Source organism: Paraburkholderia sp. J8-2, from assembly GCF_905220195.1.
Lineage (GTDB): Bacteria > Pseudomonadota > Gammaproteobacteria > Burkholderiales > Burkholderiaceae > Paraburkholderia.
Map to the genome: position 1 here is coordinate 82,191 of NZ_CAJMZA010000002.1, position 14,738 is coordinate 96,928.

Consider the following 14,738-nt stretch of genomic DNA (forward strand, 5'->3'; position numbering starts at 1 on the left):
GCCCCGGCGCCCCCTTCCCTGATCCCGCATCACGGGAGAGATCTCATGCCGACGGATCGAATCATCCGCTTTGCGGACTTCGAACTCGACGTCGAGCGGTACCAGCTACGCCGGGCAGGTGCGGAGGTCCGGCTGGAGCGGTTGCCGATGGATCTGCTGATCCTGCTGGCCTCCCGGCGCGGCGAGTTGCTCTCGCGCGCGGACATCGTGGACCGGCTGTGGGCCGGCAGTCCCTTTCGCGACACGGACAACGGGCTGAATACGGCGATCCGCAAGATCCGCATCGCGCTCACCGACGACCCGGCCAGCCCGCGCCACCTCATTACGGTGAAGGGCAAGGGCTACCGCTTCGACGGCATCCTGCCCGAGCGCTCCGAGCTTCACGATGCCTCGCCCCCCGCGCACGACGCGCACACGCCGCGCGAGAGCGAGTACGCGCCACCCGCCGTACGCATGCTGGTGCTGCCGTTCGACAACCACACGGGCGACGCGAGCCAGGAGAGCCTGTGCTACCAGCTCGCCGACGAAATCTCGGTCACGCTCGGCGCGCTCAACCCGGAGCGCCTGCTCACGATCGCACGCACCACGGCAGCGCGTTACCGCGCGACGCAAAAGAGCATTGGCGAGATCGCGCGCGAACTGAAGCTCGACTACGTGCTCGAAGGCTCGCTCACGCGCGCGGGGCAGCAAACGCGCATCCTCACGCGTCTTATCCGCTGTTCCGACGAAGCACAGATCTGGAGCCGCGCGCACGAGAGCGCCACGCAAGGCGCGCTCGACATCCTCAAGGAAGCGGTCGCGGCGCTCGCCGAGAATCTCGCGTCCACGCTTTCCGAGCAGCAGCGCACGCGCCTCGAGCGTCGCCTGCCCGTCGATCCCGCCGCACACGACGCGTATGTGCGCGGGCGTTTCTTCTGGTATCGCCGCGTGCATTTCGAAGCGGGCTTTTGCGCGCATCACGGCATCGACGGCGAAGACTTCGTGCGCAGCCGAACGTACTTCGAGTCCGCGCTCGAGCACGACCCGAGCTACGCGCTCGGCTATACGGGCCTTTCGAACTACTACGGATCGACGGTGGTGCACGGCTTCGTCGCCCCCGACGATGGCTGGCCGGTCGCGCGCTCGCTTGCCGAGAGCGCGCTCGAACTCGATCCGGATCTGCCCGAGGCACATCACGCACTCGCGGCCGTGCGCTACTTCTACGACTGGGACTGGGATCTCGCCGAGGCCGGCTTCAAGGACGCGCTGCGGCGCAATCCGAGTTACCCGGAGGCGCACAGGCTCTATGCGCGCATGCTCGTGGCGGCGGGCCGCCGCGCCGAGGGCGACGTAGCGATGGAGCGCGCCGAACGCATCGATCCGCTTGCGTTCCAGGGCTCGCGCGCGTTCGGCATGGTGATGTCGGGCAGGCATGCGGAAGTCGTGAGCGAATATCTCGCGCCGGGCCACATGGACCATCCGCCGCTCGTGTATCAGCTGCTCGCAACCGCGTTCGAAGTGAAGAAGCTGTATGCGCAGGCCGTGGACGCGACCGTGGAAGCACTCGAGCGCTGTAACCAGCAAGCGCGCGCTGGCATCATTCGCGCCCGCTGGGAAGCGGGCGGCTATGACGCGGTGCTGCGCTGGTATCTGGAAGATCTGCTCGCGCGGCGACGGGCCCGCTACACCTCGCCGCTTCTCATCGCCGAGGCCTATGCGCGCCTCGCGCAGCCCGACGAAATGTTCCGCTGGCTCGAAACGGCGCTCGCCGAGCGCAGTTCGCGGCTATGCGAGTTGCGCACGAATCCGTGGTTCGCGCCCTGGCGTCCAACGGGGCGCATGCGGCTCATCGAAAAACATATTGGCGGCGGCCCGACACGCTGAGCGGTTGGCGCAAGGCGCGAGAGCGCGTCGCGTCGCCGTCCTGCTACCCTGGTCTGCGTAGTCCCTTCAGTTCCCGTGATAGAGCCCTTCGCTCAGCGCCTTCTGCTGGCCCGACTTCTCGGAGCGTATGAGATCCTGATAGACCTGCGCGTGCGTGAGCGCCATCGGCGCGCCCGAGGCGCCTGTCGACATCGGCGAGCCGCCCACGTCCTGTGCCGCCGGCGGCGTCGCGGCCTGTTGGGTCTGGTCGTCGCTCTGCGACTGCGCCAACGCACTCGCTGCGAAGAAGGCGGCCGCTGCGGTCACTGCGATGCGTACTGTGTTCATCGTGTTCATGTCATCGCTCCAGCAAGGTTGCGCATGTTCGGTTCCGTCATGCGCGGGACGGACGAGGCGAGGACGCGCTCACCGGCAGGCGGGCCGGATGGGGAACGGTTTCGCTCGTGGGTTCGTGTTAGGTATCGTGCGGCCCGGGAGCGCGTTGCGCCATGCACGTAACCTGTAGAAATCGTCAAGAAATATGAAGGAACGGTGAACGAGGTCCGGCGCGCGCACCTGTTGTTTTCCCAACAGTGTCGAAAAGCGTGCCGTATGCGTTGTGTCAGGTTTCAGTACAATTCCGTGTTGACTTAAATAAAACGGCTTCGTGCTCAGCCCGTTGCCGAACCGCGCCGACCCCACGCCATGCCCCTGCCTCTGCTCGCCCTTGCCGTTGCCGCCTTTGGTATCGGTACCACCGAATTTGTGATCATGGGCCTGCTGCCCGACGTCGCGCGCGACCTGAGCGTCTCGATCCCGGCGGCGGGCATGCTCGTCTCGGCCTACGCGCTCGGCGTGACGATCGGCGCGCCCATCGTCGCCATCGCCATTGCCAACGTGCCGCGCAAGCAGGCGCTCATGCGCCTGATCGGCATCTTCATCGTCGGCAACCTGTTGTGTGCGCTCGCCCCGAACTACTCGATCCTGATGGCCGCGCGCATCGTCACCGCGTTCTGCCATGGTGCGTTCTTCGGTATCGGCTCGGTGGTCGCGGCAGGACTCGTCGCGCCGAACCGCCGCGCCCAGGCCATCGCGCTGATGTTCACGGGCTTGACGCTCGCCAATGTGCTGGGCGTGCCGCTCGGCACGGCGCTCGGACAGATCGCCGGCTGGCGCACGACGTTCTGGGCCGTGACGGCCATCGGCATTGTCGCGGCGGCGGCGCTGCAAGTGTGCCTGCCCGCGAAGATCGAAATGCAGAAGGCGAGCCTCGTGCATGAGTTCGGCGTGCTGAAGAACCCACAGGTGCTCATGGTGCTCGGCATGAGCGTGCTGGCCTCGGCCAGCCTCTTTGCGGTGTTCACCTACATCACGCCGATTCTCGAAGACGTGACGGGTTTCTCGCCGCATGAAGTCACGTTCGTTCTGCTGCTGTTCGGCCTCGGGCTCACGGTAGGCAGCACGCTCGGCGGCAAGCTCGCCGACTGGAAGCTCATGCGCTCGCTGCTCACGTTCCTCGCCATGATCGCCGTGGTGCTCGCCGTGTTCTCGTTGACGATGCACGACCCGATCGCGGCCATGGCGACGATCTTCGTGTGGGGCATTCTCGCGTTCGCGATCGTGCCGCCGCTGCAGATGCTGATCGTCAACCGCGCGAGCGACGCGCCCAACCTCGCCTCCACGCTCAACCAGGGCGCGTTCAATCTTGGCAACGCGGGTGGCGCCTGGATTGGGGGCGTCGCGATCAGCGCGGGCGCGCCGCTCACGGCGCTGCCGTGGGTGGGCGTGGTCACCGCGTTCGCGGCGCTTGCGCTCACGCTGGTCTCGGCGCAGATCGAGCGGCGCACGCGCCGCCGCGTGGCCGTTTCGGGGCCGACTTCCTGCGCGTGAGGTTTTTTTGCGATGCGGGCGTGCACGAACGTGCGTCGCGTTGCGTTCCGTTGAGGCGCGCATGCTCAACGTGAGGCACGACTGCGCCGCCTGGTACGAGCGCCCGTAATGGGGCCTGCTCGCGCGCCAATAACAGGCCCTTCTGGCGCCCAGCCCGTAGAATGCACATTTTCTTTTTTGGGGAACGTGCCTTTCCGGCCGCATTGCGGCGTCGCGCGTCGCTTGTTTGGCTCAGCCAAACGGCGCTCCTAACTCCTTGCACTGCGGCCGCAAAGGCACGTTCGCAAGCCGGTTATTAGCGCGAGCAGGCCCCAATCTCGCCCGATGAAAACCGTCCTCACCCGCGACTTTCTCGCGCTGATCCTGAGCGTAGCCGTGGTTGGCTTAGGCTCCGGCGCGACCCTCCCGCTCACCGCCCTCGCCCTCACCGACGCCGGCTACGGCACCGCCATCGTCGGCCTGCTCACGGCCGCCCAGGCGCTGGGCGGCCTCGCCGTCGTGCCGGTCACGGCATGGATCTCCACGCGCTTCGGCTCACGCCAGGTGATCGTCGGCTCGGTGCTGACCGTGGCCGTTGCGACTGCGCTCATGCAGACAAGCGCCAACCTGTGGCTCTGGGCCGTGCTGCGCATGCTGTGCGGCGCGGCGCTCATGCTGCTCTTCACGATCGGCGAGGCCTGGGTCAACGAACTCGCCGACGACTCGAACCGCGGCCGCGTGGTGGGCATCTACGCGACTACGTTCACACTGTTCCAGATGTCGGGCCCCGTGCTCGTGAGCCAGATCGCGGCGTACACGGCGTGGCGCTTCGCGATCTGCGGCGCGCTCTTTCTCATCGCGCTGCCGATGCTTGCGGCGATCCGCTCGAATCCGCAGCAAACCGACATGCACGAGCCGCACGGCAGCTGGCGCAACGTGATGCCGAAAATGCCCGCGCTCATCATCGCCACGGGCTTTTTCGCGCTGTTCGACACACTCGCGCTGTCGCTCTTGCCGCTCTTCGCGATGGGTCACGGCATCAACAGCGAAATGGCCGTGCTGTTCGCCTCGGTCGTGCTGCTCGGCGACACGATCATGCAGTTCCCGATCGGCTGGCTCGCCGACCGGCTAGGCCGCGAGCGCGTGCATGCGCTTATGGGCCTGATCGTCGCGGCGCTGCTGCCGCTCCTGCCCTTCGTGGTCGACACGCCCTGGCTGCGCTGGCCGCTCCTCTTCGTGCTGGGCGCGGCGGCGGGCTCCATTTACACGCTGGCTATCGTTGCGTGCGGCGAGCGCTTCGAGGGCGTCGCGCTCGTTTCCGCGAGTGCGCTCGTGAGTGCCGCGTGGAGCGCGGCGAGCTTCGGCGGCCCGATCATCACCGGCGCGCTGATGGAGCATGCGGGCCGCGACGCGATGCTGTGGGTACTGTTCGCGGGCGCGCTGGTGTTTCTCGGCGCGCTGCGTTGGGAACGCTCGCGGGGGCTCGCGCAAGCGCGGGCATAGCGCGAGCACAAGCGAAAAAAACGGCCGATGCGCTTTCGGAGCGCACCGGCCGTTTTGCTTGTCAGATTTTCAGACGAATGCGCCGTTACTTCAACGCCGGCAGGATCTTGCCAACGCAGGCGCCAAAGCCCACGCGATAGCCATCGCCCTGGCACCAGCCCGCGAGCGTGAGTTCGTCGCCGTCTTCGATGAAGCCGCGCGTGCCGCCGCTCTTCAGTTCGAGCGGGTTCTTCGCGTTCCACGTGAGTTCGAGCAGGCTGCCGAACGAGTCGGGCGTGGGGCCCGAGATCGTGCCGGAACCCATCAGGTCGCCCACACGCGTGTTGCAGCCGGCCACGGTGTGATGCGCGAGCTGCTGCGCCATCGACCAGTACATGTGGCGGAAATTCGTGCGCGCGATGGTCGTGACCTCCCGAGCGCCCTCGGGACGCATCAGCACTTCGAGCGAAATATCGAACGCATGGTCGCCTGCGTGACGCAGGTATTCGAGCGGTTGCGGCTCCTGCACCGGCTGCGCGACGCGAAACGGCTCGAGCGCATCAAGCGTGACGACCCACGGCGAAATCGTCGAAGCGAAGGTCTTCGCGTTGAACGGTCCGAGCGGCACGTATTCCCATTGCTGGATGTCGCGCGCGCTCCAGTCGTTGAGCAGCACCATGCCGAAGATGTGGTCCTCGGCATCTTCACAGGCGATCGGCTCGCCGAGCGCATTGCCGCGCCCAACGATGAAGCCCGTTTCCAGCTCGATATCGAGCTTGCGGCACGCGCCGAACACCGGACGCTCCTGATCGGGCAGCTTCAACTGGCCGTTCGGGCGGCGCACCGGCGTGCCGCTCACCACCACCGACGACGCGCGGCCGTTATAGCCGATCGGCATCTCGGACCAGTTCGGCAACAGCGCATTCTTCGGATCGCGAAACATCGAGCCGACGTTCGTCGCGTGTTCCTTCGACGAATAGAAGTCGGTGTAGCCGGGAATCTGCACGGGCAGATGCAGCTTCGCGTCGGCGAGCTTCACGAAGGCGCGCTCGCGCAACGCGGCGTCGTCGCGCAGCGTGGCCGTGTCAAGCGCGAGCAGCGACGAAAGCTGCACGCGCACGCTGCGCCACACGTCGCGGCCAAGCGCGATGAAGTCGTTCAGCGCGGGACGGGCGAACACGTCCTGCGGCGCGCTCGCGGGCAAGCGCAGCAGCCCGGTTTCGTGCAGCACCGCAAGGTCGGCCACGAGGTCGCCGATCGCCACGCCCACGCGCGTATTGGCATTGCCCGTCGTGCTAAACACGCCGAATGGCAGGTTCTGAATCGGGAAATCGCACTGCGCGTCGTTCGCGCTCTCGACCCAGCTCTTGCGCTTCGCGTCGAGCGTCGCCTTGAGGTCGTCCGTCATGGTGCTGTTCATTGCTGCTCCGGATTGAAGTGTTTCGTGAGGCCTTGCCAGCACTCGTAGTAATGCGCCTGCAGCTGGCTCGTTTCGAGCGCATAGCGCGTCGGGCGAATCAGCGTGCGGGTTTCGAACATGAAGGCCATCGTGTCGCCGACCTTGTGCGGCTTGGTCGTATCGGCGTTCGAGGCTTTTTCGAAGGTCTCGGCATCCGGGCCATGACCCGACATGCAGTTGTGCAGGCTCGCGCCGCCCGGCACGAAGCCTTCGGCCTTGGCGTCGTACACGCCGTGCACGAGGCCCATGAACTCGCTCGCCACGTTGCGGTGATACCAGGGCGGACGGAACGTGTTCTCGGCCGCGAGCCAGCGCGGCGGGAAGATCACGAAGTCGATCGAGTCGACGCCCGGCGTGTCCGTGGGTGCGTGCAGCACGAGGAAGATCGACGGGTCGGGATGGTCGTAGCTGATCGAACCGATGGTGTTGAAGTGGCGCAGGTCGTACTTGTAGGGCGCGTAGTTGCCGTGCCACGCCACCACGTCGAGCGGCGAATGGCCAATGTCGGCACGCCAGAGCTGGCCGTTGAGTTTCGTGACGAGTTCGAACTCGCCTTCGCGGTCTTCATACGCGGCGACGGGCGTGAGGAAGTCGCGCGGATTCGCGAGCCCATTCGAGCCGATCACGCCGAGGTCCGGCAGACGCAGGAGCGCGCCAAAGTTCTCACAGATATAGCCGCGCGCTTCGCCATCGGGCAAATCCACCGTGAAGCGCACGCCGCGCGGAATCACGACGATCTCGAACGGCTCGACGTCGAGGCGGCCCATTTCCGTGCGAATCGCAAGGCGCCCTTGCTGCGGGACGATCAGCAGCTCGCCGTCGGTGTTGTAGAAAAAGCGGTCCACCATCGGCCGGTTCGCCGCGTACAGGTGGATGGCGCAGCCGCTCATCGAGGCCGCCGAGCCGTTGCCCGACATCGTCACCCAGCCGTCGATGAAATCGGTGGGCTCCGTGGGCATGGGCAGCGCGTCCCAGCGCAGCTGGTTGGGCGGCGTGGGCGGCACCTCGCCGAAATCGGCGACGAGGCGCGGCGCGCCGTTCACGTTCAGGCGCGCGGTGACCAGCGCAAACGGCTGGTGCACGGCGCCCGGACGGATCCGGTAGAACCACGTGCGGCGGTTGTGCGAGCGCGGCGCGGTGAACGCGGTGCCCGATAGCTGCTCGGCGTACAGACCATAGGCACAGCGCTGCGGCGAGTTCTGGCCTTCCGGCAGCGCGCCCGCCAGCGCCTCGGTCGCGAACTCGTTGGCAAAGCCGCTCATGTAGCCGTGCTGGACTTCGGTTGGGTGCCGCAGGGGTGCGTTCATTGCTGTCTCTCCACGTTCTCGGGCCGTGACATCAGGTCACGCGATTTACGGATGGTAAAACGAATTACGTTTAGTGAAATTAAGCGTTAACCCCTGGAAGTCGTTCGTGGCCTGCAGAACGTGGATGAACGGCCGATAACGTTATGACCAAACAGTCCATCCGGCGCGGCTGCGGGCTGCTACCATCGGGTCATGCGACCCCGTGCCGGGCTCGCGCTTTTCACCCGCTCCCCGCTACATCACCATGATCGCTCCCACTATTCCCGAGCTCGTTGCCCGCGCCGCCGACCATCCGTTTCTCGGCGAGCATCTGGCGATGGGCACTGGCGCGCACGCCACCGAGGCCGTGGCGCGGCGGCGCGGCGTGGAGCTATTGAGCGCCTATGAGCCGATTTACGACATCAGCGTGCACAGCGGGGCGCAGTCGCTGACCGCGGATCTCGCGATGGCCTCGCGCTTTGGCGACGAACTCGGCTATCAGGCGGTCACGCTGCGCGAGCAGAACGGCCTGCTCGCGCCCTGCGACGCATTCAGCGACACGCTCGACGATCCCGACCTCGTCGCGGTCGACCGCATGGTGCGCGCGCTGCACGCCATCAATTTTCTGGGTGGCCAGCAGCACGGGCTGCTCTTTCTGCGCGTGCACGAGCGGCTCCTGAAGAGCGTGAAGTACGACCATGGGCGGCACTTCTCGAACGTGCTGGTGTCGTTCGGGCTCAATCCCGGGCGTATCGTGATCGAACTGCCGGCGGCGGCGGTGGCGCACCGCACGTTCCTCGGCTATCTCACGAAGAGCTATCAGCGGTACGGGTTCAAGGTGGCTGGCAATCTGCCCAATGCGGGGCAGATTCTTTCTGTGTCGGACGTGCCGCGGCCCGATTTCGTGAAGATGGATGCATCGTCCGCGCTGCGCGATTCGATGGTCAAGCCGCTCGTGAGCTATGCGGCGAGGCTGCGCATCCCGCTCATTTTCAACCGCGTGACCGATGCGGCGCAGTTCGAACAGTTGCAGCAGTACGACGTGCGCTTCGTGCAAGGGCCGGTGTTCGCGGCCCAGGACAAGGTCGTTTGAGGGGGAGGCAGGCGCGGCGAAGCGGCGCCTGAGGCCTTACAGGCTGATGGGTTCCTGCTCCAGCTCCACGCCGAAGCGCGCGAGCACGTCGCGCTGGATCGCCTCTGCGAGTTCGAGAATGTCCGCGCCGGTCGCGCCGCCCCGATTGACGAGGACGAGCGCCTGGCGCTCGTGCACGGCCGCGGAGCGCAGCGCACGGCCCTTCCAGCCGCACCGGTCGATCATCCAGCCCGCCGCGAGCTTCACGCGCCCGTCGGCCTGCTGATACGAAACGATCTGCGGTTCGCGCACGACGAGCATATCGAACTGCTGCGCTTCGATCACCGGGTTCTTGAAGAAACTACCTGCATTGCCGAGTTCGAGCGGGTCAGGCAGCTTCGCGCGCCGCACCGCGACCACGGCGTCGAACACGGCGCGCGCATGCGGCGTCTCGCCGGCGTGGTGCTGTGCCAGTTCGCGCGCGAGATCGGCATAGCCCGCGTTGGGCTGCCACATCTTCGGCAAGCGGAACGTGACCGAGGTAATGACGAAGCGCTCGCGCCCTTCTCGCTTGAAAAAGCTGTCGCGATAGCCGAAACGGCAGGCAGCCGCATCGAACTCCACGGCTTGTCCCGTCGCCATCTCGATGGCCCGCACCGAGACGCAGCGCTCGGCCATCTCGAGCCCGTAAGCGCCGATGTTCTGGATGGGCGCCGCGCCCACGGTGCCTGGAATCAGTGCCAGGTTCTCGAGGCCCGGCATGCCCGCCTCGAGCGTCCACGACACAAAATCGTGCCAGTTCTCGCCCGCGGCCGCTTCCACATACCAGGCTTGGCTGTCTTCGTGGGCTACGCGCTTGCCGGCCAGCGCCATGAGCAGCACGAGGCCGTCGAAGTCGCGCGTGAGTACGACGTTGCTGCCGCCGCCCAGCACGAGCGTGCGCAAGCCCTGCGCGCGCGGATCGCGCACGGCGGCGGCGAGATCGGCCTCGCTTTCGATCCGGCACGCGTAGCGCGCGCGCACGTCAAAGCCGAACGTGTTGTGCGCGCGCAGCGCAAAGCCGGCGGCGAACCACACTGGAGACGTAGCGACGGGCGTTTGGACGACAGGCATGGGGGAGAGCGGATTACGGACAGCAGACGGAAAAAGGCCGGAAAGGCCGCCGGCGGACACCCTTGCACCGCGCATGACCGCGGATCTCGCCAACTGGCGGCGGCAAGCCGCCTTGGGCAAACGCAATGGCGCCGGTAGAATGGCGTCGGTCCGTGATTATAGCGAGTGCGCGAACCGCTGCCTGAAAATGCGGCTGCGGGTCGCGGGCGCGTAGTTTGCATCGCGTTTGCCTAGCCGTTTGCGCACCTCGTACTTTTTGGAGAAAGCAATGCCATCGTTTGACGTCGTCAGCGAAGCCAACATGATCGAAGTAAAGAACGCCGTGGAGCAATCCAACAAGGAGATCTCCACGCGCTTCGACTTCAAGGGCTCGGATTCGCGCGTCGAGCAAAAAGAGCGCGAGCTGACCGCGTTCGCCGACGACGACTTCAAGCTCGGCCAGGTGAAGGACGTGCTGGTCTCGAAAATGGCCAAGCGCAATGTGGACGTCCGCTTCCTCGACTACGGCAAGATCGAGAAGATCGGCGGCGACAAGGTCAAGCAGGTCATCACCGTGAAGAAGGGTGTGTCGGGCGACCTCGCGAAGAAGATCGTGAGGCTCGTGAAGGACAGCAAGATCAAGGTCCAGGCCAGCATTCAGGGCGACGCCGTGCGCGTGACGGGCGCCAAGCGCGACGACCTGCAAAGCGTGATCGCCATGCTGCGCAAGGACGTGACCGACACGCCGCTCGACTTCAACAACTTCCGCGATTAAGGCGTATTCGCGCGGCTTAACCCGGATTAAAGCGGCAAGTCCATTGCATTGCGGGGCGGCTTCGGCCGCCCCGTTTTCGTTTCGCCCCTCCGTCTTTTCCCGCGCTCAGTCCGCCGTCACCACGAGCGGCATGAGCACCTCGCCGGTTTCTAGCAGCGTCTTGAGATTCGAGAGAATGCGCGGCCAGCCACCCGACACCTTCTCGATGAAGATCGATCCTGGCCGCGCCATGCTGTGCGTAATCGTGAGCTTGACCGCGTGCTCGACGGGCTCGATGTCGATCGTGCAGTGCGAATCGCCCTCGGCATGCAGTTCGGAGAGGAACATGTTGCGCCAGCGCAGCACGAGCCGGCGCGGCGGATCGGCCTCGACCACCGTGCCCGAGTCGGCGATACGGCCGTCGGCAAAGCGCAACGACCACGGCGAGCCCGTTTGCCAGTCGCATTCGTGATGCATGCCGAACCAGTAGCGCTCGGTGAACTCGCGGCTCGTGAGCGCCGCCCACAACGCTTGCGGCGTGGTGCGGATGAACGTGACGTAGACGAACGTCGAGTCGCCAGCGGCGCCAGCTTGCGCGTGCTTTTCGCTACTCATGACTGTCTCCTTCGAGTGAGCGTTTGAGGCCGACGAGCGCGCCTACGCGCTCGCGCTCGAACTTGCCGATCCACCGCGCCGCAATCTCGCCGATGGGCACCGGATTGATGAAATGCCGCTTCTCGCGTCCATGGCGCTGCGTCGCGACGAGATTCGCCTCCTCCAGCACCGCGAGATGCTTCGTGACCGCCTGGCGCGACATGGCCAGTCCCTGGCATAAATCGGTCAGCGTCTGCCCGTTTTTCGCGTGGAGGCGATCGAGCAGTTGACGGCGGCTCGCGTCCGCCAGCGCGCGGAATACGGCGTCGTCGTTCATGCATTGATTATGCAACCCCATGGTTGCATGTCAAGGTAAGAAAACGGCACCGCAGCGATGAAGGCGCGTCACGTCGCCGTAGCGCTTGCCTGAGCCTCTACCGGATCAGCCGTTTCATCGTCCGGTTCATCGTTCGCCTGATCGCCTGGCTGCTTGCGCGGGCGGCCACCCTTGCGCCCGTTCGCGCGCGCTGCGGCGGCCTTGGCCGGCGACGTGGACGAACCCATTGCGCGCGCGAGTTCGCGCATCCATTCCTGCGTGCCAAACACGCCTTGCAGCAGGCCGGGCGCCCACAGCAAAAGATCGAGCCGCGGAAAGTAAAGCGACTGACCGCCGCCCCAAATTTCGACCTCGGCAAGTTGCGCGGCCGTTGGCGCACGCTCGAGGCTTTGCAACTCCTGGATCAGCGCAACGGGCACGCCAATGGCCACGCCGTTGGCGAACTCGATTTCGAGCCGGGCGCGCACACGGCTATAGCGCGCGGATACAGCAACCGGACTCTGCGCGCCAGCCTCGCGCGCCGCGGCAATCTGCTTCTTGCTAATGGAAACCATGGATCCTCCACCACGCCATGCACAACATGTTGATTTCCGGCTCGAGCGCGCGTGTGAGGCGCGCAACCTGCTGCTCCGCGAGCTCGTAAAGCTCGCGCAATTCGAGCGGACCTTCAGGGCAATTCAGCTTGAACACACACGATCCTTGCGGACTGGCGACATGAACATGGGCGGGCCGATGGTCATGCGAAAAGATCGCCACGCGATATCCCGCTACGCGATGAACAGTGGGCATGGGTCGGATAATAACCTAACGTTGGGTTTCCAAAACCTCGATTTGAGGCGCACGCGCACGGCCTTTGTCTCACGACAAACTTTGGCGTTTGCGTGAACCCAGCTTATCAACGTGGCGTTTGGGGAAAAGTCATCCGTTAGGGATAGGCCGTTTCTGAACGGCCGAAGACAGGCGACTGGCGGGCTGAACATGCGAAAACGGCGCCGCAGCGCCGTTCTCTCACCCCATTGCGCTCGCGCGCCTCAGTCGAGCCGGAACTGGCCGACCGCATCCGCGAGACTGGCCGCCTGGCTGCGCAGCGCGGCCGCGGCAGCCGTCGACTGTTCGACGAGCGCCGCGTTCTGCTGAACCATCTCGTCGAGCTGGCTCACCGCGCGGTTCACTTCCTGGATGCCGCGCGTCTGCTCGCCGGTTGCGTTGGTGACTTCGGAGATGATCGTCGTCACGTTCGAGACATTCGCCACGATCTCATCCATCGTCGAGCCGGCGCGGCGCACGAGCTGCGAGCCCGAAGTCACGCTGGTTACGGTCGATTCGATCAGCCCCTTGATCTCGCGCGCCGCCTGCGCGCTGCGCTGCGCGAGGCTGCGCACCTCGCCCGCCACCACGGCGAAACCGCGGCCCTCCTCACCCGCCCGCGCCGCTTCGACCGCCGCATTCAGCGCGAGAATGTTGGTCTGAAACGCAATGCCGTCGATCACGCCGATGATGTCAGCGATCTTCACGGACGCCTTCTCGATGTCGCCCATCGTGTGCACCACGTCGCCGATCACCGAGCCGCCGCGCGAAGCTGCCTGCGAAGCGGTGGCCGCCGTCACGTCGGCCTGTTGCGCCGCGTTCGCCGACTGCGCGACCGTCGCCGTGATTTCCTCCATCGACGCCGCCGTCTCTTCGAGGCTCGCCGCCGCCGACTCGGTGCGGCCCGAAAGGTCGACGTTGCCCGCCGCGATCTCGTCGCTCGCCGTGCGCACCGATTCGCTCGCGTCGCGGATGTGGCGCATCACGTCGCGCAGCTTGTCCATGAACGCGTTGAACGAACGCGCGATCTGCGCCACTTCGTCGTCGCCCACGGCGGGCAGGCGCTTCGTGAGATCGCCTTCGCCAGCGCTGATCGCGTCCATCGCGTCGCGCACGCGCGAGAGGCGCTGGAACGACACGGCTGTCGCCGCCGCCACGATCGCCGCAGCGGCCAGCGCAACGACCACGAGCGCGATGAGCGAGGCCGTGAGAAGCGAGCGCATGGCCGCCGTCGCATCGGCGCGGTCGAAGGCGACGATCACGCGCCAGTCGGTGCCCGGAATCGTTTGCGCACGCATCAGCTTGATGTCGCCGTTCACGTCCACCTTCAACGGCGCGGTGGCCGTGAACAACGCGTTCAGGCGATCGCCTGCCAGATCAGGCGCGAGTTCCGAGACGGGCTTGAGCGTGAGCTTCGGGTCGGGGTGCGCAACGATCGCGCCGCTCGCGTCGACCAGCATGCCGAAGCTCGCCGGCGTGGGGTGAATCGAGCGGACGTTGTCGATCACGCTGTCCATCGCCACGTCGCCGGAAATCACGCCCTTCACCGCGCCGTCGCGAATCACGGGCTCGGCGAACGCCACCACGAGTTTGCCCGTGCCCACATCCACGTAAGGCGGCGTGACCACGGCCTTGCCCGCCGCGACGGCCTGCTTGTACCAGGGGCGCCCGGTCGGGTCATAGTCGGGCGGGATGCCGGTCGCGTCGGAAAATTTCGCCGTGCGGTCGGCATAACCGACGTAGACATTGGTGAAGCCGCCCGCCGCCGCGATCTGCTTGAGCGCCGGCACGGGGTCCGGCGCGAGCACGGCGTCCTGCAGCGAGTCGATCATCCGCACGTGCGTCGCGACCCAGTCGGCAACGCCTTGCGCGTGGCTCTCCTCGAGCGCCGTGAGCGTGCTGTCGATCGAATCCCGGTTGTGTGAGTTAGCGACGAAATAGTTGAGCGCCGTATTCGCGGCCAGCGCGGTCACGACGATAACAACGCATAGCGCGACGATGCGCGCGCGGATAGTGGAAAACATCGGGAGGGAATGCCGTGTGGGGAAGAAAGAGGAAAGCCGTCATACCTGATCTGGACCTATCGGGGATTACGGCAAACCACACGGCATTCTTGAGGGCGCAACGGTAGAAGATGCGCCTTG

14 protein-coding genes are annotated in these 14,738 nt (G+C 65.8%); 5 read left to right on the forward strand and 9 right to left on the reverse strand.

Annotated features, from left to right (window positions below; all coding sequences use genetic code 11):
* Window positions 1–45 precede the first annotated feature (45 nt).
* Entirely contained in the window at window positions 46–1,863 is a 1,818-nt protein-coding gene (locus tag U5A52_RS05660; protein ID WP_321934223.1) for a winged helix-turn-helix domain-containing protein, read from the forward strand.
* A gap of 66 nt (window positions 1,864–1,929) precedes the next feature.
* Here the strand turns inward: U5A52_RS05660 and U5A52_RS05665 are convergent, their stop codons facing one another.
* Entirely contained in the window at window positions 1,930–2,199 is a 270-nt protein-coding gene (locus U5A52_RS05665) for a hypothetical protein (protein ID WP_321913070.1), read from the reverse strand.
* 348 nt (window positions 2,200–2,547) lie between these two features.
* Between U5A52_RS05665 and U5A52_RS05670 the strand changes: the two genes are divergently transcribed.
* Together U5A52_RS05670 and U5A52_RS05675 are read left to right on the forward strand one after the other, a co-directional pair.
* Complete coding sequence (locus tag U5A52_RS05670; protein ID WP_321934224.1) at window positions 2,548–3,732, forward strand: MFS transporter; 1,185 nt, start codon at window positions 2,548–2,550, stop codon at window positions 3,730–3,732.
* A gap of 324 nt (window positions 3,733–4,056) precedes the next feature.
* Window positions 4,057–5,214 carry an MFS transporter gene (locus U5A52_RS05675; protein WP_321934225.1) on the forward strand — a complete coding sequence of 386 codons (1,158 nt, stop codon included), beginning with the start codon at window positions 4,057–4,059 and terminating at the stop codon, window positions 5,212–5,214.
* An 85-nt stretch (window positions 5,215–5,299) separates the two neighbouring features.
* On the opposite strand, the gene fahA is transcribed toward U5A52_RS05675, so the two are convergent.
* Window positions 5,300–6,613: a fumarylacetoacetase gene (gene fahA / locus U5A52_RS05680; RefSeq protein WP_321934226.1), complete on the reverse strand. Its 1,314-nt coding sequence runs from the start codon at window positions 6,611–6,613 to the stop codon at window positions 5,300–5,302.
* Window positions 6,610–7,959, reverse strand: a complete 1,350-nt coding sequence (gene hmgA, locus U5A52_RS05685; protein WP_321934227.1) for a homogentisate 1,2-dioxygenase — start codon at window positions 7,957–7,959, stop codon at window positions 6,610–6,612. The genes fahA and hmgA overlap by 4 nt, the downstream gene beginning before the upstream one ends.
* A gap of 244 nt (window positions 7,960–8,203) precedes the next feature.
* Between hmgA and U5A52_RS05690 the strand changes: the two genes are divergently transcribed.
* A complete protein-coding gene (locus tag U5A52_RS05690; protein ID WP_321934228.1) occupies window positions 8,204–9,031 on the forward strand; it encodes an EAL domain-containing protein in 828 nt (275 codons plus the stop codon).
* Window positions 9,032–9,067: 36 nt separating this feature from the next.
* Here U5A52_RS05690 and murB read toward each other — a convergent pair whose 3' ends face one another.
* Window positions 9,068–10,123: a UDP-N-acetylmuramate dehydrogenase gene (gene murB / locus U5A52_RS05695; protein ID WP_321934229.1), complete on the reverse strand. Its 1,056-nt coding sequence runs from the start codon at window positions 10,121–10,123 to the stop codon at window positions 9,068–9,070.
* 268 nt (window positions 10,124–10,391) lie between these two features.
* Between murB and U5A52_RS05700 the strand changes: the two genes are divergently transcribed.
* Entirely contained in the window at window positions 10,392–10,877 is a 486-nt protein-coding gene (locus tag U5A52_RS05700) for a YajQ family cyclic di-GMP-binding protein (protein ID WP_028209548.1), read from the forward strand.
* A gap of 105 nt (window positions 10,878–10,982) precedes the next feature.
* On the opposite strand, the gene U5A52_RS05705 is transcribed toward U5A52_RS05700, so the two are convergent.
* From U5A52_RS05705 to U5A52_RS05725, 5 genes are all read right to left on the reverse strand, one after another.
* Complete coding sequence (locus U5A52_RS05705) at window positions 10,983–11,471, reverse strand: SRPBCC family protein (protein WP_321913077.1); 489 nt, start codon at window positions 11,469–11,471, stop codon at window positions 10,983–10,985.
* Complete coding sequence (locus U5A52_RS05710; protein WP_321934230.1) at window positions 11,464–11,787, reverse strand: metalloregulator ArsR/SmtB family transcription factor; 324 nt, start codon at window positions 11,785–11,787, stop codon at window positions 11,464–11,466. The genes U5A52_RS05705 and U5A52_RS05710 overlap by 8 nt, the downstream gene beginning before the upstream one ends.
* A gap of 68 nt (window positions 11,788–11,855) precedes the next feature.
* Window positions 11,856–12,341 carry a DUF2442 domain-containing protein gene (locus tag U5A52_RS05715; protein ID WP_321934231.1) on the reverse strand — a complete coding sequence of 162 codons (486 nt, stop codon included), beginning with the start codon at window positions 12,339–12,341 and terminating at the stop codon, window positions 11,856–11,858.
* Window positions 12,328–12,576 carry a DUF4160 domain-containing protein gene (locus U5A52_RS05720; protein ID WP_321913080.1) on the reverse strand — a complete coding sequence of 83 codons (249 nt, stop codon included), beginning with the start codon at window positions 12,574–12,576 and terminating at the stop codon, window positions 12,328–12,330. The genes U5A52_RS05715 and U5A52_RS05720 overlap by 14 nt, the downstream gene beginning before the upstream one ends.
* A gap of 242 nt (window positions 12,577–12,818) precedes the next feature.
* Window positions 12,819–14,618 (reverse strand): methyl-accepting chemotaxis protein, encoded by a 1,800-nt coding sequence (locus U5A52_RS05725; RefSeq protein ID WP_321934232.1) that lies wholly within the window; start codon window positions 14,616–14,618, stop codon window positions 12,819–12,821.
* Window positions 14,619–14,738: the final 120 nt, after the last annotated feature.